This window comes from Saccharothrix coeruleofusca (genome assembly GCF_017876325.1).
Classification (GTDB): domain Bacteria; phylum Actinomycetota; class Actinomycetes; order Mycobacteriales; family Pseudonocardiaceae; genus Actinosynnema; species Actinosynnema coeruleofuscum.
In genome coordinates this window covers 1,956,309-1,980,621 of record NZ_JAGINV010000001.1, presented here as the reverse complement: position 1 = coordinate 1,980,621, position 24,313 = coordinate 1,956,309, and the positions used below count along the sequence as shown (strand labels likewise).

14 protein-coding genes and 1 pseudogene are annotated in these 24,313 nt (G+C 72.6%); 11 read left to right on the top strand and 4 right to left on the bottom strand.

Translation table 11 applies throughout. The features are described from left to right. Positions 1-210: 210 nt before the first annotated feature. Positions 211-624: an STAS domain-containing protein gene (locus JOF41_RS09225; RefSeq protein WP_189227630.1), complete on the bottom strand. Its 414-nt coding sequence runs from the start codon at positions 622-624 to the stop codon at positions 211-213. A 226-nt stretch (positions 625-850) separates the two neighbouring features. On the opposite strand from JOF41_RS09225, the gene dacB reads away from it, so the two are divergent. Continuing rightward, positions 851-2,392, top strand: coding sequence for a D-alanyl-D-alanine carboxypeptidase/D-alanyl-D-alanine endopeptidase (gene dacB, locus JOF41_RS09220; protein WP_209617799.1), 1,542 nt, complete (start codon positions 851-853; stop codon positions 2,390-2,392). Between the two features lie 42 nt (positions 2,393-2,434). Here dacB and JOF41_RS09215 read toward each other — a convergent pair whose 3' ends face one another. After that, positions 2,435-3,085 (bottom strand): GntR family transcriptional regulator, encoded by a 651-nt coding sequence (locus JOF41_RS09215; protein WP_209617796.1) that lies wholly within the window; start codon positions 3,083-3,085, stop codon positions 2,435-2,437. A 53-nt stretch (positions 3,086-3,138) separates the two neighbouring features. Between JOF41_RS09215 and JOF41_RS09210 the strand changes: the two genes are divergently transcribed. The 8 genes and pseudogenes from JOF41_RS09210 (at position 3,139) to JOF41_RS09175 (ending at position 14,455) form a co-directional block, all read left to right on the top strand. Further along, positions 3,139-3,555, top strand: coding sequence for a VOC family protein (locus JOF41_RS09210; RefSeq protein WP_189227632.1), 417 nt, complete (start codon positions 3,139-3,141; stop codon positions 3,553-3,555). After that, positions 3,552-4,232 (top strand): SDR family NAD(P)-dependent oxidoreductase, encoded by a 681-nt coding sequence (locus JOF41_RS09205; protein WP_189227633.1) that lies wholly within the window; start codon positions 3,552-3,554, stop codon positions 4,230-4,232. Before JOF41_RS09210 ends, JOF41_RS09205 begins: the two co-directional genes overlap by 4 nt. 147 nt (positions 4,233-4,379) lie before the next feature. Then, on the top strand, positions 4,380-5,660 hold the full coding sequence (locus JOF41_RS09200) for an SGNH/GDSL hydrolase family protein (RefSeq protein ID WP_189227634.1): 1,281 nt from the start codon (positions 4,380-4,382) through the stop codon (positions 5,658-5,660). 187 nt (positions 5,661-5,847) lie between these two features. Continuing rightward, positions 5,848-6,507 carry a GNAT family N-acetyltransferase gene (locus tag JOF41_RS09195; RefSeq protein WP_209617791.1) on the top strand — a complete coding sequence of 220 codons (660 nt, stop codon included), beginning with the start codon at positions 5,848-5,850 and terminating at the stop codon, positions 6,505-6,507. Positions 6,508-6,715: 208 nt separating this feature from the next. Continuing rightward, positions 6,716-12,175 (top strand): ATP-binding protein, encoded by a 5,460-nt coding sequence (locus tag JOF41_RS09190; RefSeq protein ID WP_209617789.1) that lies wholly within the window; start codon positions 6,716-6,718, stop codon positions 12,173-12,175. Between the two features lie 146 nt (positions 12,176-12,321). Further along, positions 12,322-13,250: pseudogene (locus JOF41_RS38575) on the top strand (sulfite exporter TauE/SafE family protein). 188 nt (positions 13,251-13,438) lie between these two features. After that, entirely contained in the window at positions 13,439-13,930 is a 492-nt protein-coding gene (locus JOF41_RS09180; protein WP_189227637.1) for a hypothetical protein, read from the top strand. 135 nt (positions 13,931-14,065) lie between these two features. Further along, entirely contained in the window at positions 14,066-14,455 is a 390-nt protein-coding gene (locus tag JOF41_RS09175; protein ID WP_189227638.1) for a hypothetical protein, read from the top strand. 90 nt (positions 14,456-14,545) lie between these two features. Here the strand turns inward: JOF41_RS09175 and ileS are convergent, their stop codons facing one another. Continuing rightward, the gene (ileS, locus tag JOF41_RS09170) at positions 14,546-17,671 is read right to left on the bottom strand and encodes an isoleucine--tRNA ligase (RefSeq protein WP_209617786.1); all 3,126 of its coding nucleotides are present in this window, start codon (positions 17,669-17,671) and stop codon (positions 14,546-14,548) included. Between the two features lie 950 nt (positions 17,672-18,621). On the opposite strand from ileS, the gene JOF41_RS09165 reads away from it, so the two are divergent. Continuing rightward, the gene (locus JOF41_RS09165; protein ID WP_209617783.1) at positions 18,622-18,810 is read left to right on the top strand and encodes a hypothetical protein; all 189 of its coding nucleotides are present in this window, start codon (positions 18,622-18,624) and stop codon (positions 18,808-18,810) included. 311 nt (positions 18,811-19,121) lie between these two features. Continuing rightward, entirely contained in the window at positions 19,122-22,220 is a 3,099-nt protein-coding gene (locus JOF41_RS09160; RefSeq protein ID WP_189227640.1) for an AfsR/SARP family transcriptional regulator, read from the top strand. A 125-nt stretch (positions 22,221-22,345) separates the two neighbouring features. Here the strand turns inward: JOF41_RS09160 and JOF41_RS09155 are convergent, their stop codons facing one another. Then, positions 22,346-24,226, bottom strand: coding sequence for a glycoside hydrolase family 5 protein (locus JOF41_RS09155; protein WP_307867339.1), 1,881 nt, complete (start codon positions 24,224-24,226; stop codon positions 22,346-22,348). Positions 24,227-24,313: the final 87 nt, after the last annotated feature.

Sequence of the window (24,313 nt, the reverse complement as noted above, 5' to 3'; positions counted from 1 at the left end):
CATCAAGGTCCGCATGGGACACCCGTCCGGCGGCCCCGAAATCGATCAAGATGATCAGAATCTTCGCCAAAAAGCCCAGCTAGTATCGATTCAGCGTGTGGAGTTCACACTCATCCGTAGGCGATGCAACAGTCCACGCAACAATGAAAGATTTTCGAAAATAAGTCGAAACTGGCGTCGCAACTTTCGAGACCAGCCCTACGGAGCTGACTAGGAGGACCACCAGGAGAAGGGCGTGTCCGCTTCGTCCCCGCGCCGCTGCGAGCGGTCCCGCGCGGCGGCCAGGGCCTCCTCCAGGGTGCGACGCACTTGGAGCAGCTCTTCCACGTCGGCCGTGCGGATGGGCCGCACCACCGCACGCCGCCCCGCCACGACGGCGAAACCGGTGTCCAGCACGTCGGCCCGCTGCCGCGCCTCGACCAGGACGGCGATCCCCATCGACCCGAAGAACCCCACCCCGTCCAGGTCCACCACCAACGCGGCCCCGCCGCGGTTCAAGCAGGTGAACAGCGCTTCGCGCACCTGCCGGAAGTTGTCGACGTCCACATCGCCGCGCACGGCGGCGACCACGACGCCCTCGCGCACGGCGACCTCCACCGACGGCTGATCCACCTGTCCCAGCACGACGCTCCCTCACACCCCGCCGGGAGCCGCGGATCGGCTCCCGCGGTTCGGCATTACCCATTCGCCGCGCACCTGACACCGCTGCTGTCCCGCCGGGCCGGACGGGACGGTGGCAGCGGTGGCCGATGTGGACGGTCCGGCGGACGCAGGCCGGTCCTGCGGCCGTGTTCGGTGTCGACCGGCGAAACCGGTCACACCGGCGGAGTCGGAGGGGCACAATCAGCTCATGATCAGTCGGTCGCGATCGACCTCCTTGCTCCTCTCCCTGTCGCTGGTCGTGGGTCTCACCACGGGCGCCGCCGCCGACGTGGCGGACCCGCTCACGGCGGACCTCGACCGCATCCTCGGCGACTCCAGGCTGGCCGCCTCCGCGGTGGGCCTGGTGGTGCGCGACGCCGAGACCGGCGACCTGCTGTACAGCCGCTCCGGGCGCACCCGCTTCCAACCGGCCTCGACGGCGAAGCTGGTGACCAGCGCCGTCGCGCTGGAAGGCCTGGGCCCCGAACACCGCTGGACCACCGACCTCGCCACCACCGCACCCGTGCAGGGCGCGGAGCTCATGGGCGACCTCTACCTGCGCGGCACCGGCGACCCCACCACGCTCGCCGCCGACTACGACGACCTGGCCGCGCAGCTGGCCGCCACCGGCGTGCGGACCGTCCGCGGCGCGCTCGTCGCGGACGACAGCTGGTTCGACTCCGTCCCGCTGGGCACCGGCTGGGCCTGGGACGACGAGCCGTACTACTACAGCGCCCAGACCTCGGCGCTGACCATCGCACCGGACACCGACTACGACTCCGGTTCGGTCATCGTGCAGGTCTCCCCCGGTGTCGCGGGCGGTCCCGCGCGGGTGCGCGTCGACCCGCCGGTGGACCTGGACATCCGCAGCACCGCCACCACCGCGTCGGGCGGCTCGATCTCGGTGCAGCGCGCCCACGGCTCCAACGTGGTGCACGTGAGCGGCTCCATCGCGCCGGGAGCGGGGCCGCAGGCCACCTACATCTCCGTGGACGACCCGACCGCGCTGGTGGCGGGCCTGTTCCGCAAGTCGTTGGCGGCCAAGGGGATCACCGTCGTCGGCGGGACCGCCTTCCGCGCCACGCCCCAGTCGGCGCGGGTGCTGGCGACCCACCGGTCGATGACGCTGCGCGAGTTGCTGGTGCCGTTCCTGAAGCTGAGCAACAACATGCACGCCGAGGCGCTGATCAAGTCGTTGGGGCGCAAGTACCACGGGGAGGGCTCGTGGCCCGCGGGCGTGCGGGCGCTGGAGTCCCTGCTGCCCAACCTGGGCGCCGACCCGCTGACCATGAACATGTTCGACGGGTCGGGAGTGTCCAGGATGGACGTGCTCTCCCCTGACCTGTTCGTGGGACTGCTGCGGGCGGCGCGCGCCAAGCCCTGGTTCCAGAGCTGGTACGACGCGCTGCCGATCGCGGGCATGTCGGACCGGTGGGTGGGCGGCACCCTGCGCAACCGGATGGCGGGCACCGCCGCCGCGGGCAACCTGCGCGCCAAGACCGGCTCGATGACCGGGATCAGCGCGCTGAGCGGCTACGTGACCAACGCCGACGGTCGGAAGCTGGTGTTCTCGCTGATGCTGAACAACTTCGTCTCCTCCGTGCCGCGCGACATCGAGGACGCCGTCGCGGTCCGCCTGGCCTCCGACCGCGCCGGGCAGGCCCAGCCTGGCCTGCAGGCCAGGGCGGTGCCGGAGAAGTCGGCGGACCCGAGGCTGGACCTGGAGTGCTCCTGGACCAAGTCGTGCTGAGCTGAAGCACCGGTCACCGCCGGGCTCGACCGCTGAGGCCGATCAGCGGTCGAGCCCGGCGACGAGCGCCCGCAGCGCCGAGTGGACGTGCTCCTCGGCGTAGCGGGCGACCTCCTCGGCATCACCCGCGCGGAGCAGCCGGACGATCTCCCGGTGCTCCTCGACCACGACCGCGCGGTAGTCCCGCCGACCCGAGCGGACGCGGGCGAGCTGGAACAGGTGGACCTGCGAGCGCACCGCGTGCCACGCCTCCAACAGCCTGCGGTTGCCCGCGGCCCGGTAGATCTCCTCGTGGAACTCGACGTCCAGGGCGAGCAGCTCCTCGCTGGAGGCACCCGCCGCCAGCCGCGCGGCCAGGTCGTCGACGAGCAGGTCCAGCACGTCGGGATCGACCCGGCCGATGGCGCCGCGGCAGGCCAGCCCCTCCAGGGCGGCCCGGACCGAGTAGACCTCCTCGGCGTCCCGCGCGGTCAGGTCGATCACCCGCGTGCCGCGGTGCCAGGCGCTGCGCACCAGCCCCTCCCGCTCCAGCACGGCCAGACCTTCCCGCACCGACCCCCGGCTGACGTCCAGCGACGCGGCCAACTCCACCTCGCGCACCGGCGAGCCGGGCGGGAAGGCCCCGGCGAAGATCGCTTCCCTGATGCGGTCGGCCGCCTCGTCGGCGAGCCCGCGCCGTTCCGCTCTACGCATCTGCACGATGTTGAATGTTGACATTCAGACAAGCGAGGGTCAAGGTTGGGGACATGAAACCCGGATTCCACCTCGCCATCCCCGTCGACGACCTGGCTGCGGCACGCGCCTTCTACGGCGGCGTGCTCGGCCTCGCGGAGGGGCGTTCCGCCGAAGCGTGGGTCGACTGGAACTTCTACGGGCACCAGGTGGTGACCCATGTCGTGCCCGGCCCGCGCGCCGACTCCGGCCACAACCCGGTCGACGGCCACGCCGTTCCGGTGCCGCACTTCGGCCTGATCCTGCCCGTCCCGGAGTTCCACGCGCTGGCCGACCGGGTGCGCGCGGCGGGCACCGAGTTCGTGATCGAGCCCTACCAGCGGTTCGCGGGCGAACCGGGAGAGCAGTGGACCATGTTCTTCCGCGACCCGGCGGGCAACGCGCTGGAGTTCAAGGCGTTCAAGGACGAGTCGCAGGTGTTCGCCAAGTGAGCCGGGGAGTGCTGGTCACCGGCGGCAGCCGCGGTATCGGCGCGGCGATCGCCCGCGCGTTCCGCGACCGCGGCGACCGCGTCGTGGCCCTGTCCTCGGCGGACGCGGACCTGGCCGACCCGGACGCCGTCGCCGCGGCGGTCGAGTCCGCCGCCGAGGCGCTGGGCACCATCGACGTCCTGGTCAACAACGCGGGCCTGGTGGAACTCGGCTCGTTGGCCGACACCTCCTACCAGCAGTGGCGGTCCCTGTGGCGGCGCACCTTCGACGTGAACGTCTTCGGCGCCGCCAACATCTCGTACTGCGTCGCCCACCACATGATCGAGCGGGGTGTTCGCGGGCGGATCGTCAACGTGGGCTCGCGCGGCGCCTTCCGGGGCGAGCCGGACATGCCCGCCTACGGCGCGAGCAAGGCCGCGCTGCACTCCCTGGGGCAGTCGCTGGCGGTCGCGCTGGCCCCGCACGGCATCGCGGTGGCATCGGTGGCACCCGGCTTCGTCGCGACCGAGCGGGTGGCCGACCTGGTGACCGACCAGGTGCGCGGGCAGAGCCCGTTCGGCCGGGTCGGCAAGCCCGACGAGGTCGCCGCCGCGGTGGTCTACCTGGCCTCACCGGAGGCGGAGTGGGCCTCCGGCGCGGTCCTCGATCTCAACGGAGCCTCCTACCTGCGGACCTGACCCGCGGCCGGGAAGCGGGACTTCCTTGACGCGGTGGAGCGCCGTCGACATACTCTGCCCGGAAAGTTTCCGGGTTTACAGCGAATGTTTCGGCGGCCGCACGGACCGGGTCGCACCGTTGATCCACGCAGAAGCGGGGAGCCCACCATGAGCAGGTCCTCCACCACCGCCCTGGTGATCACGGCGTTGCTCGCGACGGCCGCGCCGCTGGCAGCCCACTTGGACCACCGCCCCGGCACCACCGGGCAGGACTGGGTGGGCACCTGGGCCTCCATGCCGCAGCTGACCGAGCCGCACAACATGCCGCCCGCCCCGTTCACCGGGGACGGCGTGGTGCTGGTGGACAGCACGCTGCGGCAGACCGTGCGCGTCTCGGTGGGCGGCGAGCGGATGAGGCTGCGCTTCTCCAACGCCTTCGGCGGCGCCCCGCTGCCGCTGACCGCGGTGACCGTGGCGCTGCCGGAGGGCGACAAGGCGGGCGTGGCCTCGGTGCGGCCGAACACCACCCACCGGATCACCTTCCACGGCAAGGACTCCACCGTGGTGCCGGTCGGCGCCCAGGTCGTGTCCGACCCGATCGACTTCCGGCTGGCCCCCAGGACCAACCTCACCGTCACCACCTACCTGGCCGAGGGACAGGCATCCGACCGCATCACCTCGCACCCCGGCTCCCGCACCACCAGCCACCTGCTGCGGGGCAACCACGTCGCGGCGCAGACCATGACGGGCAGCACCCCCACCGACCACTGGTACTTCCTCAGCGGCGTCGAGGTGCGGACCAAGCGCGACGGCAAGGCCGTGGTGACGCTGGGCGACTCGCTGACCGACGGCCGGGGCTCCACCACCAACGGCAACAACCGGTGGCCCGACCAGTTCCTCGCGCGGCTGCACGCGCACCGGCGCACCGACGACGTCGCGCTGCTCAACCAGGGCGCGGGCGGCAACCGCGTGCTCAACGACGGCCTCGGCCCCAACGCGCTGGCCCGCCTCGACCGCGACGTGCTGGCGCAGAGCGGCGCGCGGTGGCTGGTGGTGTTCGAGGGGGTCAACGACATCGGCACCGCCCCGGCCACCGCCGAGGCGCAGCGGAAGGTGGCCGAGGACCTGATCGCGGCCTACGACCAGATCGTCGTCCGCGCGCACGCCCAGGACATCCGCGTCTACGGCGCGACCCTGACCCCCTTCGGCGGCAACACCAACTACGACGATCCCGAGGGGCACCGGGAGTCCGCGCGCCAGGCGGTCAACACCTGGATCCGCACCAGCGGCCGCTTCGACGCCGTGATCGACTTCGACGCCGCCACCCGCGACCCCGCCCGACCCCGCGACCTCCTGCCCGCCTACGACGACGGCGACCACCTGCACCTCAACCCCACCGGCTACCGGGCGCTGGCCGACGCGGTGCCGCTGAACCTGTTCACCGGCTGAGCGAGCGCTCCCGACGGACGCCGATCCACAGTGGACGCTCGGCTGTGGACGCTCAGCGCGACCCCGCCCGTGAGCCGACATGGGGCGCGTCCGCGATCTCCCCGTTGGATCGCCCGCCGAGCAACGCGAGGACTAGGATGGGAGGTCTGTCGCCACACAGTTGCAACAAGCGCTCCCCGGAGGACCCGTGCCCGGCTCGTCCCAGCCCACCCTGACCGAGCTCGTGCGCCTCTGGGAGCGCGGCTGGCGCGAGTGCCGGGGCTGGGCCGCGCCGGAGGAGGCCCGCGGTGGCCTGCGCCTCCTGCTGGACCTGCCCGGCAGGCACTCCGAGGTCATCGCGCTGCACGACGACGACGCCACCGTCCTCGGCCTCGCCGACGAGGTCGCCGCCGCGGAGCGCCCGACCTGGCTCACCGTTCCCACGACCAGGCCCGACGAGGTGGAGCGGACCCTGCGCGACGCGGGCGTGCGGCCCCGCGAGACCCGCGAGTGGCTGATGACCCGCGATCTGGCCGACCACCCGACCCGCGCCGTCCCCGCCCCGTACCGCGTCACCACCACCGCGCGCGGTCCGGTCATCGGGGTCGAGGTGCGGCACGGGGACGACCTGGCGGCGGGCGGGCAGACCTCGGTCGTGGCGGGTCACACCGTCCCGGACCGGATCGAGACCCGGCCCGGCCACCGCCGCCGGGGCCTGGGCGCCGCCGTCATGGGCGCGCTGGCGGGCGAGGCCGCGCGGCGCGGCGCGCACACCGGCGTCCTGGTCGCCAGTCCGGACGGGCGCGCCCTCTACACCTCGCTCGGCTGGACCGCGGCGGCCGCGGTGGTCATCGCCACCGCCGCGTAGGCCGACGTCCGTCCACCACGCGGCCACTGGCCGTCAACCGGACTCTCACCGGATCTTCCGGCCGAACGCGCTGACCACGCCTCTTGTAGGGTTCCTACAAAATTCCGGGCGCAACACGCATAGCGGCCACCGTTGGTTTCTCGAGGGCGTACAGAAAAGCTGATCGACGACGCTCTCCACGCACAGCTGCCCGACTAGGAGCCAGGCCTTGTTCTCGCGAATCGCCATCGTCAACCGCGGCGAAGCCGCCGTGCGGCTCATCCACGCCGTGCGCGACCTCGCCGCGGAGACCGGGTCGCGCATCGAAACCGTGGCCCTCCACACCGACGTCGACAACACCGCCACCTTCGTGCGGGAAGCCGACCTCGCCCACTCGCTCGGCCGGGCCGCGGACCGGCCCTACCTGGACCTCGCGGTGCTGGAACGGGCACTGGTGGACTCCGGGGCCGACGCGGCCTGGGTCGGCTGGGGCTTCGTGGCCGAGGACCCCGCTTTCGCCGAGCTGTGCGGCCGCATCGGCGTGACCTTCATCGGCCCCGACCCGGAGGCCATGCGCAAGCTCGGCGACAAGATCGGCGCCAAGCTGATCGCCGAGGAGGTCGGCGTCCCGGTGGCGCCGTGGAGCCGCGGCGCGGTCGACGACCTGGACGCGGCCGTGCGCGCCGCCCGCGACATCGGCTACCCGCTCATGCTCAAGGCCACCGCGGGTGGCGGCGGCCGGGGCATCCGGGTGATCACCTCCGAGGAGGAGCTGGTCGAGGCGTTCGACCGGACCAGCCAGGAGGCCGAGCGGGCCTTCGGCAGCGGCGTGATGTTCCTGGAGCGCCTGGTGACCGGCGCCCGCCACGTCGAGGTCCAGGTCATCGCCGACGGCCAGGGCACGGCTTGGGCGCTGGGCGTGCGCGACTGCTCGGTGCAGCGGCGCAACCAGAAGATCATCGAGGAGTCGGCCTCGCCGGTGCTGCGGCCCGAGCAGGTCACCGAGCTCAAGGCCTCGGCCGAGCGGCTGGCACTGGCCGTCGGGTACCGGGGCGCCTGCACGGTGGAGTTCCTCTACCACCCCGGCGAGCAGCGGTTCGCCTTCCTGGAGGTCAACACCCGCCTGCAGGTCGAGCACCCGATCACCGAGATCACCACCGGGTTCGACCTGGTGCGCGCCCAGCTGCACGTGGCGTCGGGCGGCAGGCTGGAGGGCGAGCGGCCCGCCGAGCGGGGGCACGCCATCGAGGCCCGCCTCAACGCCGAGGACCCCGACCGCGACTTCGCGCCCTGCCCCGGCCGCATCGAGCGGCTGGAGCTGCCCGCGGGCCCCGGCATCCGGGTCGACACCGGCGTGAGCGAGGGCGACAGCATCCCGCCCGACTACGACTCGATGATCGCCAAGATCATCGCCCACGGCCGCGACCGGGCAGAGGCGCTGGCCCGGCTGCGCCGCGCGCTGGCCGAGACCACCGTGATCATCGAGGGCGGCGCGACCAACAAGAGCTTCGTGCTCGACCTGCTCGACGAGCCCGCCGTGGTCGAGGCCAGCGCGGACACCGGCTGGATCGACCGGGTGCGCGCGCAGGGCGGGCTGGTGGTGCACCGGCACTCCGCCATCGCGCTGGCCACCGCGGCGATCGGGGTCTACGAGGACGAGGAGCAGCTGTCCCGCAGCCAGCTGTTCACCTCCGCGCGCGGCGGTCGCCCGCACACCCGGCACGAGGGCGGCCGGGTGCTGGAGTTCAGCCTGCGCGAGCAGAGCTACCGCGTGCACATCGCGCGGGTCGGCGCGCACCGGTTCCGGGTCGGCCTGCCGGTCGCGGGGGGCGAGCTGCGCACCGCGGACGTGGACGTGGAGCGGTTCGACTCGCACACCGGGCAGATCACCGTCAACGGGGTGCGCTTCCGCATCGTCACGGGCGTGCACGGCCCGGTGCACCACGTCGAGGTCAACGGCGTGACGCACCGGGTGAGCCGCGACGAGGGCGGCGTGCTGCGCTCCCCCATGCCCGCGCTGGTGGTGGCGACACCGCTGGAGGTGGGCGACGAGGTCGAAGCGGGCGCCCCGGTGCTGGTCCTGGAAGCGATGAAGATGGAGACGGTGCTGCGCGCGCCGTTCCGCGCCCGCCTGCGCGAGTCCGCGGTGTCGGTCGGCAGCCAGGTGCCCGCGGGCGCCCCGCTGCTGCGGCTCGAGCCCGTCGGCGACACGGACGCGACCGCCGAGCAGGGCGCGCGGGGCCCCGCCGTCGAGCTGGAGCTGCCCGCCGCGCCCGCCGACGCGCGGGCCTACCAGCGGCAGCTGCGGGACCTGCGCGACCTGCTGCTGGGCTACGACACCGACCAGGACGGGGCGGACCGGCTGTCGGTCGACTACCTGTCCGCGCGCGCCGAGCTGCCCGAGCGCCCGCTGGCCGAGGAGGCCGGGCTGCTGCGGCTGTTCGCCGACCTGTCCGAGCTCAGCCGCAACCGGCCCGTCGGCGACGAGCAGTCCGACAGCCGGGTGCACAGCCCGCGCGAGTACTTCCACACCTACCTGCGCAGCCTCGAACCGGACCGGGCGGGCGTCTCCGACACGTTCCGCCAGCGGCTGTCCACCGCACTGGCGCACTACGGCGTCACCGACCTGGAGCACACGCCCGCGCTGGAGGAGGCGGTCTTCCGGATCTTCCTCGCCCAGCAGCGCGCCGCCGCGGACGCCGCGGTGGTGGCCGCGCTGCTGCGGCAGTGGCTGACCGAGGCGCCGCCCTCGGAGGCGGACCGGCTCTCGGTCGGGCTCGCCCTGGAGCACCTCGTCGCCGCCACGCAGGTCCGCTTCCCGGTCGTGGCGGACCTGGCCCGAGGCGTGGTGTTCCGCTGGTTCGCCCAGCCGGTGCTGCGGCGCTCGCGCGCCCGCGTGCACTGGGAGGTGCGCAAGCACCTGGCCCACCTCGACCGCCACCCCGACGCGCCGGACCGCGCCGAGCGGATCACCGCCATGGTGGCCAGCCCCGAGCCGCTGGTGCGGCTGCTGGGTCAGCGCATCCGCCGCGCGGGCACCGACCCGGTGCCGCTGCTGGAGGTGCTGGCCCGCCGCTACTACGGCAACGACGCGTTCACCGCGGTGCGCCCCGCGCACGTGGCGGGGTGCGTGTTCGTGGTGGCCGAGAACCAGGTGGACGGCACCCGCGTGGTCAGCACCGCGGTGGACTTCCCCGCGCTGGCGGGCGCGGTGGGCGCGCTCGGCGAGCTGGCCGGTGACGGCTCTGCGGTCGCGGACCTGTACCTGACCTGGGCGGACGGCCCGACCGACCACGAGGCGATGGCCACCCGGCTGCGCGAGGTGCTCGGCGGGCGGCCGCTGCCCGCCGGGGTGGACCGCGTCACCGCGACCGTGGCGGGCAGGCGCGGCGAGGCGATGCACCACCACTTCACCTTCCGCCCCTCCCCGGAGGGCCTGGTCGAGGAGCGCCTGGTGCGGGGCCTGCACCCGCGCATCGCCGAGCGGATGCAGCTCGACCGGCTGCGCGAGTTCGACCTGACCCGGCTGCCGTCGCTGGACGAGGAGGTCTACCTCTACCGCTGCGTGGCCAAGCAGAACCCGTCCGACGAGCGCCTGGTCGCGCTGGCGCAGGTGCGGGACCTGACGCCGCTGCGCGACGACGACGGCCGCATCGTCGCGCTGCCCGCCGCCGAGGACGTGCTCTCGGCCTGCCTGGACGCGCTGCGCCGGGCGCGCAGCAGGCAGGGCGGGGGCCACCGGCCCGCGACCAACCGCATCGTGCTCTACGCGTGGCCGCCGACCGACCTCGGCTCGGCGGAGCTGGACGCCGTGGCCAAGCGCGTGCTGCCCACCGCCACCGGCCTGGACCTGGAGGAGGTGCTGTTCCTGGCCCGGCGCCGCGACCGCGCCACCGGGGAGCTGGTCGACATCGGCGTGCGCATTGGCGACGACGCGGGCGCGGGCGTGCGGCTGTCGTTCATCCAGCCGCCCACCGAGCCGATCCGGCCGCTGGACGACTACCGGCAGAACGTGCTGCGGGCGCGCAGCCGCGGCACCGTCTACCCCTACGAGCTGGTCGACCTGCTCAGCGGCCCCGACGGGGCGTTCGTCGAGCACGACCTGGTCGACGGCGAGCTGGTCCCGGTGGAGCGGCCGAGGGGGCGCAACACCGCCGCGATCGTGGTCGGCACGGTCAGCACGCCCACCGCCAAGCACCCGGAAGGCATGACCAGGGTGGTGCTGCTGGGCGATCCGACCAAGGCGCTGGGCGCGCTGTCGGAGCCGGAGTGCGCCCGCGTCATCGCGGCGCTGGACCTGGCCGAGCGGCTGCGGGTGCCGGTGGAGTGGTTCGCCCTGTCCGCGGGCGCCCGGATCTCGATGAGCTCCGGCACGGAGAACATGGACTGGGTGGCCGCGGCGCTCAAGCGCATCGTCGAGTTCACCCAGGCGGGCGGCGAGATCAACGTGGTGGTGGCGGGCATCAACGTCGGCGCCCAGCCGTACTGGAACGCCGAGGCCACGATGCTCATGCACACCAAGGGCATCCTGGTGATGACCCCGGACTCGGCGATGGTGCTGACCGGCAAGCAGTCGCTGGACTTCTCCGGCGGCGTGTCCGCGGAGGACAACTTCGGCATCGGCGGGCACGACCGGGTGATGGGCCCGAACGGGCAGGCGCAGTACTGGGCGCCGGACCTGCGCTCGGCGCGCGAGGTGCTGATGGCGCACTACGAGCACAGCTTCGTCGCGCCCGGTGAGAGCGGCCCGCGCCGGGCGTCCACCGACGACCCGGTGGACCGGGACGTGTGCGCCTACCCGCACAGCTCGCCGGACAGCCCGTTCACCACCGTGGGCGAGATCTTCTCGACCGAGGCCAACCCGGACCGCAAGAAGCCGTTCGACATCCGCACGGTGATGCGGGCGCTGTCCGACCAGGACCACCCGGTGCTGGAGCGGTGGCGCGACATGGCCGACGCGGACACCGCGGTGGTGCAGGACGTCCACCTGGGCGGCATCCCGGTGTGCCTGCTGGGCATCGAGTCGCGCGCTGTGCCGCGGCAGGGCTTCCCGCCCACCGACGGCCCGGACGCCTACACGGCGGGCACGCTGTTCCCCAAGTCGTCGAAGAAGGCCGCGCGGGCGATCAACGCGGCCAGCGGCAACCGGCCGCTGGTGGTGCTGGCCAACCTGTCCGGCTTCGACGGCTCGCCGGAGTCGATGCGGGAGCTGCAGCTGGAGTACGGCGCCGAGATCGGCCGCGCGATCGTGAACTTCCGGGGTCCGATCGTGTTCTGCGTGATCTCGCGGTACCACGGCGGCGCGTTCGTGGTGTTCTCCAAGGCGCTCAACCCGAACATGACGGTGCTGGCGGTGGAGGGCTCGTTCGCGTCGGTGATCGGCGGCGCCCCGGCCGCGGCGGTGGTGTTCACCCGCGACGTGGACACCCGCACCGCAAACGACCCCAGGGTGCGCAAGCTGGAGGCCGCGGTGGCCGAGTCCACCGGCGGTGAGCGGGCGGCGCTGACCGCGGAGCTGGCGAGCACCAGGTCCGCGGTGCGGGCCGAGAAGCTGGCCGAGGTGGCGGCCGAGTTCGACCGGGTGCACAACATCCAGCGGGCCGTCGAGGTCGGCTCGGTGGACGCGATCATCCCGGCGGCGCAGCTGCGGCCGCGGATCGTCGAGGCGATCGAGCAGGGCCTTCGGTAGCACCCCGATCCGGTGCGGCGCGGTCCGGTTCGCCGGGCCGCGCCGCACCGCTGCGGTCGCCCGCATTCCGCGGTGTGAATGCGATTGGCGGCCGGTGCCCCGCTGGGAAGATTCGGCCAGATCCGCCCTTGGGAACGGAGGCCGACATGCGACAACTGGTGCTGCTCGCGTTAGTGGGCTTGGGCGCCCAACTCGTCGACGGCAGCCTGGGCATGGCCTACGGCGTGACGTCGGCGACCCTCCTGCTGGCCATCGGCACCAGCCCCGCGGCCGCGTCCGCGACGGTGCACCTGGCCGAGATCGGCACCACGCTGGTCGCCGGGGTGGCGCACTGGCGCTTCGGCAACGTGGACTGGCGGGTCGTCGCGAAGATCGGCCTGCCCGGCGCGGTCGGCGCCTTCGCCGGGGCGACGTTCCTGTCCAGCCTCTCCACCGAGGTCGCCGCGCCGGTGATGTCGTTGCTGCTGCTGGCGCTGGGCGTGTACATCCTGGTCCGGTTCACCACCTCCGGCCTGTCCCGGCACGACCTGGGCAAGCCGCTGCGCAAGCGCTTCCTGGCCCCACTCGGCCTGCTCGGGGGCTTCGTGGACGCCACGGGCGGCGGCGGTTGGGGCCCGTGGGCACCCCCGCCATCCTGGCCAGCGGGCGGCTGGAGCCGCGCAAGACGATCGGTTCCATCGACACCAGCGAGTTCCTGGTGGCCGTCGCCGCCAGCGCGGGTTTCCTGTCCGGACTCGGCTCGCGGGACGTCGACCTCGGCTGGGCCGCCGCCCTGCTGCTCGGCGGCGTGATCGCCGCGCCCATCGCGGCCTGGCTGGTGCGGCACATCCCGCCCCGCGTGCTCGGTTCGGCGGTGGGTGGCGTCATCGTGCTGACCAACACCCGGACGCTGCTCAGGAGCGACTGGGTGGACGCGGGCGACGGCGTCCGCTGGGTGGTCTACGCCGTCATCCACGCGGTCTGGGCAGCGGCGCTGGTCTGCTCCGTCCGCCAACACCGCGCCAACCTCGCGCGGGAGCGGCGGCTGGTCGCCGAGGCGAGCGGGAGCGACGGGGGCGAGCGCACCACCGCGTGAGCCCGCGCGGGCGAGGCGGACGGATTCCAGATTCCTCCCAGGCCGGGCGCGCACGCTGGCGACGTCACCGGCTGAGCATCGGCTGCCGCCCTGGTCCGTCGGGCAGTCCGCACAGCCGCCTCGGAGGAACGGAGAAGAACGTGCGGAGAACACATCTGCGCCCGCTGGTTGGCGGTGTGGTCACCACCGTGCTGCTGACAGGGTCGTTGCTGGCCACGACGAACAGCGCTCAGGCGTACAACCCCAACCCCACCGTCCGCTGGGCCCAAGTCGACACCGACGATTGCCGCCGCCTGGGCGGCAACCTGACCGTGAGCGCCCAGAGCGACGGCTGCCGGGTCAACGACTCGTGGGACGGCACCTTCTTCCGGAAGGACCCGAACGGGATAGCGATCAAGGTGGAGCTGTACGTCGGCTCGACGCTCGTCGCCAAGTCGGAATTCCACCCCTACGGCGAGGTGCTCTGGGTGTACGACACCCGTGACGACAGCGACACGATCTACACCACGCTGCGGGTCGCGGAGTTCGGCGACTCCTACGGGCCGTACCGGGGTCCGGTGAACGGTGCCAACACGTACAACCTCTCCATCACCGATGGTCGCACGGTCACCATGTCGGTGAACGACAACAACGACCCGAACAACCTCGACCAGCTCATCGCGCTCCAGGGAACCGCGTAGCGACGAGCGCGTCCGTCGACCACGGCGGTCCCCCGTCCGGGTCGTCGGGGAGCGGCCACCGATCCCCGACGACCGCGTCGGGTGGTGCTCGCGGGCGGGCAGCGGTCGTGGGGAGCGGGATCTTAGGCTGTCCGCATGATCTTCTACACCGACGCGGAGAGCCAGGTCCTGCGCAGAGCCGTCTTCGGCGTGATGCTGCTGGTCTCCGACGCCGACCCCGGTCCCGTCATCCAGGAGCGCCACGCCGGTCTGCGCGCGCTGACCGAGCTCTCCCCCAACGTGCGCGGCGCGCTGCACGCCTCCCGCGTGGACCTCTCCGCGATCCCGCGAGCCGAGCTGGAGGAGCGAGTCCTGGAGGCGCTGCGGACCTCGCGGAAGATCCTCGCCGCGAAGTCGCCCGCCGACGCCGCCACCTTCCCTGCCGCCGTGGAGGCGATCTGCCACGAGGTGGCCGCCGCCGACGGCCAGGTGGCCGAGGTCGAGGCCGCGGTGATCGCCAAGGTGCGGGACGCGCTGAACGGCTGAGGCCGCCGACCGAGCGTTCGGGTGCGTCGGGTAGTGGTTACCGGCCCGGACGGGGGCCTCGGGTAGTACTTGCCGACGCGGCTCGGGCGGTCAGACCTTGCTGACCTGGACCCGCGGGCCGTCGTCGGCGGCGCTCGCGTCGGGCACCAGCTCCAGCGAGGTCGCCAGGGTCTCCGCCGCCACGAAGTCCCGATGGGCCTCGACGGCCGCGACGACGCCCGCCGACGCGGTGAGCGTGACCGCGATCCGGTCGGTCAGCTCCAGCTCGGCGTCACGGCGCGCCTGCTGCACGGCGCGGACCACGTCGCGGGCCGTGCCCTCGGCCTCCAGCTCCGGGGTGAGCTCGACGTCCAGCGCGATCGTGGTGTCGCGCTGGGACTTGACCACCCAGCCCTGCTTGGGGACCTCGGTGACCAGGACCTCGGCGGGCTCCAGCCGCAACCGCTCGCCGTCCACCACGACCTCCACCGGCCGCTCGGCGCGCAGGGCCGCGACCACCTCGGCCGGGTCCGCCGCCGAGACGGCCGCGGCCACCTGCCCGGTCCGCTTGCCGAAGCGCTTGCCCAGCTCGCGGTAGTTCGGCTTGACCGTCACCTCCACCACCTCGCCCGCGCCCGCCAGCGGCAGCACCGACTTGACGTTGAGCTCGGCGGCCAGGTCCTCCAGCAGCGACGGGTCGACCACCAGCCCGGCGGGCACGCCGAACAGCGCGCGCCGCAGCGGCTGCCGGACGCGGATCTTGCTGGCCTTGCGGGCGGCGCGACCCGCCTCGGTGAGCGCGCGCACCGCGCGCATCTGCTCGGCCAGCGACGGGTCGACCAGCGCGGCGTCCGGGGTGGGCCAGTCCGCCAGGTGCACCGACTCGGGCGCGTCGGGCAGACCGGGCCGCACCACGCGCTGCCACACCTTCTCCGCGATGAACGGCACGAACGGCGCCAGCAGCCGGGTCAGCACGTCCAGGCACTCGAACAGGGTGGCGAACGCGTCGGCCTGGCCCGCCCAGAAGCGCGAGCGGGACCGGCGCACGTACCAGTTGGACAGGTCGTCGACGAACTCCGCCAGCCGCCTGCCCGCGCCCGCGGTGTCGTAGTCCTGCAGCCGCTCGTCGACCACGCGGGCCAGCTCGTGCACCTCGCCGAGCACCCAGCGGTCCAGCGCGCCGCGCTCGGCGGCGGGCGCGGCGGGCTGCGGCCACTGGGCGTGGCTGGCGTACAGGGTGAAGAACGAGGCGGTGTTCCAGTAGGTCATCAGCACCTTGCGGGCGATGTCGTCGAGCGCCTCGTGACCCACCCGGCGGGCCGCCCACGGCGAGCCGGAGCAGGCCATGAACCAGCGCAGGGCGTCCGCGCCGTGCCGGTCCATCAGCGGGATGGGCTCCAGGATGTTGCCCAGGTGCTTGGACATCTTGCGGCCGTCCTCGGCCAGGATGTGCCCGAGGCAGACCACGTTCTCGTAGGAGCTGCGGTCGAACACCAGCGTGCCCACGGCCATCAGGGTGTAGAACCAGCCGCGGGTCTGGTCGATCGCCTCGCAGATGTACTGCGCGGGGTAGGCGCGGGCGAACCGCTCCGCGCTGCCCGGCACGTGCGGGTAGCCCAGCTGCGCGAACGGCATGCAGCCCGAGTCGAACCAGGCGTCGATCACCTCCGGCACCCGCTCGGCGCGCCCGCCGCAGTCCGGGCAGGAGAAGGTGACCTCGTCGACGAACGGCCGGTGCGGGTCCAGCCCGGACAGGTCCTCGCCGACCAGCTCGCCCAGCTCCGCGCGCGAGCCGACGGCCGTGACGTGGCCCTGCCCGCAGCGCCACAGCGGCAGCGGCGTGCCCCAGTAGCGGGACCTCGACAGCGCCCAGTCGACGTTGTTGTCCAGCCAGTCGCCGTAGCGGCCGTGCTTGATGTGCTCGGGGTACCAGTTGGTGCGCTCGTTCTCCCGCCGCAGCTCGTCGCGCACCTCGGTGGTGCGGATGTACCAGGACAGCTGGGCGTAGTACATCAGCGGCGTGTGGCAGCGCCAGCAGTGCGGGTAGGCGTGCTCGAACCGCTGGGCGCGCAGCAGCAGGCCCCTGGCCCGCAGGTCGGCCTGCACCGGCTCGTCGGCGTCCTTGAAGAACATCCCGCCCACCAGCGGCAGGTCCGCGGCGAACCGCCCGTCCGGCCCGACCGCGGTGACCACCGGCAGCCCGGCGGCGCGGCAGGCGGCCAGGTCGTCCACGCCGTGCGCGGGCGACAGGTGCACCAGGCCGGTGCCGTCCTCGGTGGTCACGAAGTCCGCGGCCAGCACCAGGTGCGCGTCGGGGATGTCCACCGCGTCGAACGGGCGGCGGTAGCGCAGCCCGACCAGCTCGCGGCCGGGCACGGCGGCCAGCACCTCGGCCGCCTCGCCGAGCACCGACTCGCGCAGCGCCGACGCCACCACGAAGGTGCCCTCGCCGGTGCGCGCGACGACGTACTCGACCTCGGGGTTGACCGCCACGGCCGTGTTGGACACCAGCGTCCAGGGCGTCGTGGTCCACACCACCAGGTCGGCCCCGTCGATGCCCGCCACCTGACCGAGCACCGGGAACCGCACGTAGACCGAGGGGTCCTCGACGTTCTCGTAGCCCTGGGACACCTCGTGGTCGGACAGCGTGGTGCCGCATCGGGGGCAGTAGGGGGCGACGCGGTGGTCCTGGAACAGCCTGCCCGCGTCGAAGATCCGCTTCAGCGCCCACCACGCGCTGTCGACGTACTCCGGGGACATAGTGGTATAGGCGTGGTCGAGGTCGGTCCAGTAGCCCATGCGTTCGGTCAGCGCCTCGAACTCGCCGACGTGCCGCAGCACCGACTGCCTGCACCGGTCGTTGAACTCGGCGATGCCGACCTTTTCGATGTCGGGCTTGCCGTTGAGGCCGAGCTCCTTCTCCACCGCCAGCTCCACCGGCAGGCCGTGGCAGTCCCAGCCCGCGCGGCGGGGCACGGAGTAGCCCTTCATGGTCCGGTAGCGGGGCAGGACATCCTTGAACACCCGCGCCTCGACGTGGTGGGTGCCCGGACTGCCGTTGGCCGTCGGCGGGCCCTCGTAGAAGACCCAGGGCGGACCGTCCGCGGTCTTGGCCAGGCTGCGCGCGAAGACGTCGTTCGCCTTCCACCACCCGATGACCTCGCGGTCGAGTTCCGCGAAGTCCACCCTGGCGGGCAGCGCGGCGAACGGTGAGCTGCCGTGTGCGGTCTCGGTCATGTCCTCCGAACCCCTCCGACCCGTCGGGGCGAGTCCCCTGGACGAGCCTATCGCCGGCCCGTGCGGGGGTCCGGTCGGCGAGCGGCGGGAGGGGCCGATCGGGTTGCAGGCGGCCCGCCCAGGAGGTCGCCGCGCAGCCGCTCCCCTCCCCGGCTGAGAGCCTCGGACAGCGGAACTCCCCGTGGTGCGCGGGCCCGCGCACCACGGGGAGTTCCGCTCCACCCGGCGGTTCGACCCGACGCGGGAACTGCACCGCGGCCGGTCAGCGCACGTATGGCGGCCAGTCGCCGCAGCAGTGCGGCCACCCCTCGGTATACGCGCTGTCCGGTGCCACCTTGTCCTGGTTCCTCATCGCGGGATCTCCCTCACCATCGGGCTGTGCCATCACCTGTCCCACTGGCAGGGCGGGAAAGGCTCCGGGCGTAGCGGTTTGAAACAGATCAGCAATTCCCGCTCGAGCCGGAACTGGTGCTCATCGCGGGCCTTACAACAGCTGCGTACTCAATGGCAAGTCCTGCTTCGCCGGTCCGCGGCCTCACGGTGGTCGAAGCCTGCGGTGGCGCCACGCGCGAGCTGTGGTCGCGGCCGGGACGCGGGTGGGCGAACTCGGCGCCTCAGCAGGGCGCCCACCGCGGTTCCCGCGCCAACTCGAGCACCGGGCGCGGCCCACTCTGCCGAGAGTGCACCCGGTGACCGTTCCGATGGGGACGCACCTCAACCACAGGGGTATTCTTTAGGACAATTACTCGATTTGGCGAACGTCGGGCGCGACAGGCCCCGGCGCCGTGGTGAGCCGCTCCGAATCTCCTGCCGCGAATCCCCACCCCGTGCCCAACCCCGCTGCCCTCCATCCGCTGTGGTCCTGCTCCACACGGCCGAAGGTGCCGGCCTCTGGTACCGATCCGTTCCCGGAGCCGTCCCGGTACGCGCGGGCGGCTGGAATCGAACCAGTGCCCGCCGCTCCGATCACGTTCACCGGCGAACCGGGTGTCGAACCGGACGCCGGGCCGCGCGAGCCGGAGCGGGCCGTCGGCGCGGTGGTGGCGGACGCGCCGCCGGCTGGCGACCTCGTCGCCAACGGGCACGATCCGGTGAGGAGAAGCGACCGGGATGGCGGGGCGCACCGGTCCGACCAGTAAGCCCGCCAGGAAGCCTGTCTGCCCCTTCGGGCACTGATGGCTCAGCTCGCCCGGTCTCACCACAGGTGACCGGGTACTCCATGTCGCCGTCAGATTACCTATAGTGGTCAGAACCTGGTAGGCGTGCTTGAATGCGATGGTGATCGATCCTACGGTGTGCGCGCCGATACTCTCGGGCCGGAGAGTCGCGGGAACGTCCCCGCGGCACCCTTCGTGAGAAAGCCGCTCCCGGTTTCGACCGCCAGGCACGGCCGGGGTGGTCCCGGCGCCCCCGTCCCCCGCCGACAGAACCGTGACAACCAGGTGCGCGCATGACAGCTCTGCCCCGCGACGGCCACGCAGGTGTCCAGCACCACGTCCCACAGGCATCGCGGTTGGAGTTCAAGGTCCTCGGCCCGCTGGAGGTGCTGGGTGAGGAGGGTCGGGTCAACCCTGGTGGCCGCAAGCAGCAGCACGTGCTGGCCACACTGCTGCTGGCCAGTGGCAACATGGTTCCGGTGGACCGCCTGGTGGAGGCCGTGTGGGCGGGCAGGCCGCCGACCACCGCGGCGCACCAGGTCCGCAAGACGGTCGCCGACCTGCGCAGGCGGCTCGGTGACGAACTGATCGTCACCGACGGTCCCGGCTACCGCTTGGTGCTGTGCGAGGAGCAGCTCGACCTGAACCTGTTCAACCTGCGCATGGCCAGGGCCGCCGAGGCGATCGCCTCGAGCCTCGCCTCCAACGCCGCCGCGCAGCTGGACCTGGGGCTGCGGTTGTGGCGCGACTCCGCGCTGTGCGGTCTCGGCGGACCGGTGCTCGGCCCGGCCATCGTGCAGCTGAACGAGCGCAGGCTGGTGGCCTGCGAGCAGCTGAACGAGTTACGGCTCGCGCTGGGCGAGGCCGCGTCCGTGCTGACCGAGCTGCGGGCGATGGTCGAGCAGTACCCGCTGCGGGAGACCCTGCACCGCCAGCTGATGATCGCCCTGTACCGGACCGGCCGCCAGGCCGAGGCCCTGCGCGCCTTCGCCGACGCCCGCGCCCTGCTCGCCGACGAGCTCGGCGTCGATCCCGGCCCCCAGCTGCAGCGGCTGCACGAGCAGATCCTGCGCGGCGACCTGGACACCGGGCTCGAACCGGTCGAGCGGGCGATCAGCGTGGTGAACACGACGGCGGAGCACGCGCCCACGCCGAACACGCTGCCGTACAACCTGCCCGATTTCACCGGCCGGGCGGCGGAGCTGACCGACATCGTCGCCTCCGTCCCCCCGGTCGAGGACCGGGCGCTGACCATCATCGCGATCGACGGCATGGTCGGAGTGGGCAAGACCTCCCTGGCGCTGCACGCCGCGCACACCATTGGCAACGCTTTCCCGGACGGGCAGCTGTTCGTCGATTTGCGCGGGCACGTCGAGGGCATCGAGCCGATCAACCCGACGGAAGCCCTGGAGCAGTTGCTGCAAGCCATCGGCGTGAGCGGTGAGCAGATCCCCAGCGACCTGGCCGCGCGGTCGGCGATGTGGCGGGTGCGCACCGCGGGCAAGCGGATGCTGATCGTGCTCGACGACGCCACGGGCATCGAGCAGATCCGGCCGCTGCTGCCCGGCGCCGCGAGCTGCCTGCTGCTGATCACCAGTCGCGCCCGCATCACCGACCTGGACGGGGTGCACGCGCTGACGCTGTCGCCGATGTCCAAGGAGGACTCGGTGATGCTGGTGAGCAGGATCATCGGCGACCGCAAGGTGGAGGAGTCCGGCAGCGCGGTGACCGAACTGGTGAAGGCGTGCGGGCACCTGCCGTTGGCGCTGCGGATCGCGGCTACCCGCTTGCAGACCCGTCCCACCTGGACGGTCAAGGACCTGGTGAACCGGCTGCGCAACGAGGACCAGCGGCTCGACGGGCTGACGCTGGGCAACCGCAGCGTGTCCAGTGCGATCGAGCTGTCCTACCGCAGGCTGCCCACCGAGCACCGCAGGCTGTTCCGGTGCGTGGCGCTGACGCTGGGCAACGACTTCGACACCCGCGTCGCGGCCGCGATGACCGCCGCGTCGGTCCCGCGCACCGAGCGCCTGCTCGAGGACCTGCTGGACGCGCAACTGCTCATCCAGCCTCGGCCGAAGCGCTACGCGATGCACGGACTGCTGCGCGAGTACGCGCAGCAGGCGCTGCGCGCGGAGGAGTCCGAGGCAGAGCGCGCCGCGATCTTCCAGCGCCTGCTGGACTACTACCTCTACACCGCGGAGGCGGCGGCTTCGCGCATCCACCCCGGCCGCCGCCGTCTCGCGCTGGACGTGCCCCCGCCCACCACGGGCTCACCGGAGTTCGACAGCCAGGCGGCCGCCCTGACCTGGTTCGACCAGGAGCAGGACGGGCTGTTCGCTGCGGTGTCCCACGTCGCCGAGCAGGGACCGGACCACCACGGCAGCCACCTGCCCAGGGCGATGGCCAGCTACCTGCAGATCCGGGGCAGGCTGCACAACCACATCGGCATGCTGCGCAAGGCTCTGAAGTCGGCGGCGCGCACCGGGGACCAAGCGCTGAAGGCGATGAACCTCGGGGCGCTGTCCTCGGTGCAGTGGCAGCTGGGCCAGTGCACCGAGGCGTTCGACAACATGTGGCGTGCCCTGTCCATCGCCGAGAACTCGGGCGACCGTGAGTGCGAGGGCGAGTGCCTGAACCGGATCGGTCTGCTGTCAGAGGCGGTCGGGCGGTACGAGGCCGCGCGGTCGTTCCTGCAGCGCGCCCTGTCCATCCACCGGCAGACCGGCAACCTGTTCGAGGAGGGCCTTGCGCTCAACTCGATCTGCTCGGTGCACCTGGCGATGGGCCGGTTCCAGCTCGCGGGCGAAGCCGCCCGCAGCGCGCTCCTGCTGCACCGGCGGTTGGGCCACCGCGCGTACGTGGTCAGCGCCCTGCACTCGGTGGCCACCGCCGAGCTGCGGCTGCACCACCACACCGAGGCGCTGGCAGTGCTGGACACGGCGGCGGAGACGGCCCAGCGCATCGGGTACCGCTCCGGCGAGGCGATCGTGCTGACCCGCCGAGCGGACACCCACCTGGCCATGGGGATGCTGGACGAGGCGTACCGGTGCGGCATCCGCGCGCTGGAGCTGGTCTGGACCGTCCAGGTGCCCGCCTTGGAGGCCGAGGCGACCAACACCCTGGCGGCGGTTTCCTTCGCCTTGGGCGACTTGACCACCGCGATGGCCCGGCACCGCAACGCGCTGGACATCGCCAGGCGGGTCCAGCGACGCATCGAGGTCGCCAGGGCGATGGAGGGGATCGGCCTGGTGTCCGCCGCGCTCGGCGAGCATGAGGAAGCCGCTCGGCAGTGGCGGTCCGCTCTGCACCACCACATGGCGATGGGCACCCCGGACGTGTTCCGGTTGCGCAGCCGGATCACGGCCGTAGCGGGTCGCGAGGGCGCTTGACCCGCGTCCGAGTCGTGCGTTCCGCGCGGCGCGGGGTCTGGTGGGCCACCGCCCACCGCCCACCGCCGCCCCGAAGACCGGAGCGGTGAGCTTCCAGCTCCGGCGCCCGACACGTCCGGACCGGCTCAGCCGGGCACCCCCTGGCGGCAGTACAGGGCGTCGGGGCCGCGGTCGGAGAAGATCCGCCCGGTGTAGGCGATCCCGGCGATGTGCTCGTCCGAGGCGCACTGGCCCTTGTAGCGGTTGGGCGCGAACTCGCCGCCGGGGTCGCCGCCGGGCCGGTTGTCGCCCCGGTCGAACCACACGGCCCTGCCGCCGGAGCCCAGCGGGGTCGCCGAGCGGGCGCACAGCGCCGCGGAGAACGCGGCGCCGTTGAGGCTGTAGCCGACGACGTAGTGGTCGCGCGGGCACTGGACCTTGGTGTACCCGCCTGCCCAATCGGTGTCCACGAAGGACTCGTCGCGCACCGTGACGTGCGCCTGGGGGGTGGGTGCGGTTCCCGTGCACAGCCCTCGTCCGCCGACGTCGGCCAAGCCGATCAGCCGCTGACCGTTCGGGCAGACTCCCTTGCGGGCGCCGGGGTTCCAGTCGGGCTTCGCCCGGACCACCTTGGAAGCCTGGAAGTCCGCGTAGTCCAGGTTCAGCATCGACCACCGCTCGGTCGGCGGGACCTGCCCGGTGCGGCCCGTCGCGCCGACCAGGCGCCGCCACGCCGGACCGCGCCAGTCGGCGCTGTCGTGCACGCCGATCCGGTTCCCGGCGGCGTCCCACGCCAGCAGCGACCAGCCGTCACCGGAGCCGCCGTGCTGGCCGACCACCGGCCAGTAGGCGAAGTCGGCGTCGGCTTCGACGAGGATGTCGACGAACCGCTCGAACCAGTCCCGCGACTTCGGGTCGTCGTTGCCCCGCCCGCCCGCGCCGAACTCGCTGACCCACACCGGCGCGGTGAAGTGCTTCCCGGTCTCCGCCGAGACGTAGAGCGCCTGCCGGTGCACCACCTCGCGCAGCTGCTGCGGTGTGAGGTCCTGGTAGCGGGGGTCGCTGGTCTCCCCGATGCCGGTCGCCCCCGAGTGGTTCGGCCCGGTGTAGCCGTAGAAGTGGGCGGAGTACACCAGCTTCCCGGACTCCACGAGGGTGTGCGACAGCGTGCGCGCCGGCTCCAGGGTCGGCCTGCCGTGCGGGAAACCGTCCACCGGCAGCCCGGTCCAGTTGATGCCCTCCACGATGATCAGCAAATTCGGGTTGGCCTCGGTGAGGATGCGGTCGCCGACCCGCTGGCTGGCCCGCTGCCAGTCGTGGTCGTTGCCCCAGCCCCAGTTCGGGTCGTCGGTGACGTCGCGCCGCACCTCGTTGTACAGGTCCGCGCCGACCACCCGCTCGTTCCCGGCGTACCGGCGGGCCATGAACAACCAGTCGTCCTGCCACCGCTGTTCGGTCTGGCTGGTGTTCCACCGCTCGTTGCCGTCGACGCCGCAGCACCAGCGGGAGGTGTTCGTGTGGTTGTTCAGCACCACGGCGAAACCGCGCGCGGTGAGCCGTTCGACGACGCGGTCGTACACCTGCAGCGGGGTCATGCCGCGCAGCTGCGGGTTGGCGGGCAGGTCGGGGACGGGGCGGGAGTCGTGGATCATCTCGTTGGAGAACGGCAGGCGCACGCTGTTGAGCCCCAGGTCGACGAACCCGTCGATGATCCCCTCCAGGGGAACCCGGTCCAGGTTGAGCGGTGTCTGGTGGGCCAGTTCGCGCACGTGGTGGTTCGCCGGGTCGTTCACGTCGCCCGAGCCGGTCCAGGTGCCGCTCGCGCCGTGCCAGTTGCCCGCCTTGAGCTTGAACCGGTTGCCGTTGGCGTCGACGATGTAGCGCCCTCTGGTGCTCAGCGGCCCGGTCCAGTCGGCGACGGCTCGGACGGCGTCGGCGGTGGGATCGGGCGCGGCCGAGGCGGGCGCGGTGGCCGTGACGACACCGGCGGTCAGCAGGACGGCGAGTGCGATTGGTCCGGACCTCACGCCCCGACCGTAGCGACACCCGACCGCCGTCCGCCACGGCTGCCGACGCCGGGCCGTTCACCGCTCACGACACCGGTGAATCTACAG

Bases quoted from the DNA above. Each gene is read 5' to 3' on its own strand.
- dacB (WP_209617799.1), top strand. From the start codon at position 851: ATGATCAGTCGGTCGCGATCGACCTCCTTGCTCCTCTCCCTGTCGCTG.
- JOF41_RS09215 (WP_209617796.1), bottom strand. From the start codon at position 3,085: ATGCGTAGAGCGGAACGGCGCGGGCTCGCCGACGAGGCGGCCGACCGC.
- JOF41_RS09210 (WP_189227632.1), top strand. From the start codon at position 3,139: ATGAAACCCGGATTCCACCTCGCCATCCCCGTCGACGACCTGGCTGCG.
- JOF41_RS09200 (WP_189227634.1), top strand. From the start codon at position 4,380: ATGAGCAGGTCCTCCACCACCGCCCTGGTGATCACGGCGTTGCTCGCG.
- JOF41_RS09175 (WP_189227638.1), top strand. From the start codon at position 14,066: ATGATCTTCTACACCGACGCGGAGAGCCAGGTCCTGCGCAGAGCCGTC.
- ileS (WP_209617786.1), bottom strand. From the start codon at position 17,671: ATGACCGAGACCGCACACGGCAGCTCACCGTTCGCCGCGCTGCCCGCC.
- JOF41_RS09160 (WP_189227640.1), top strand. From the start codon at position 19,122: ATGACAGCTCTGCCCCGCGACGGCCACGCAGGTGTCCAGCACCACGTC.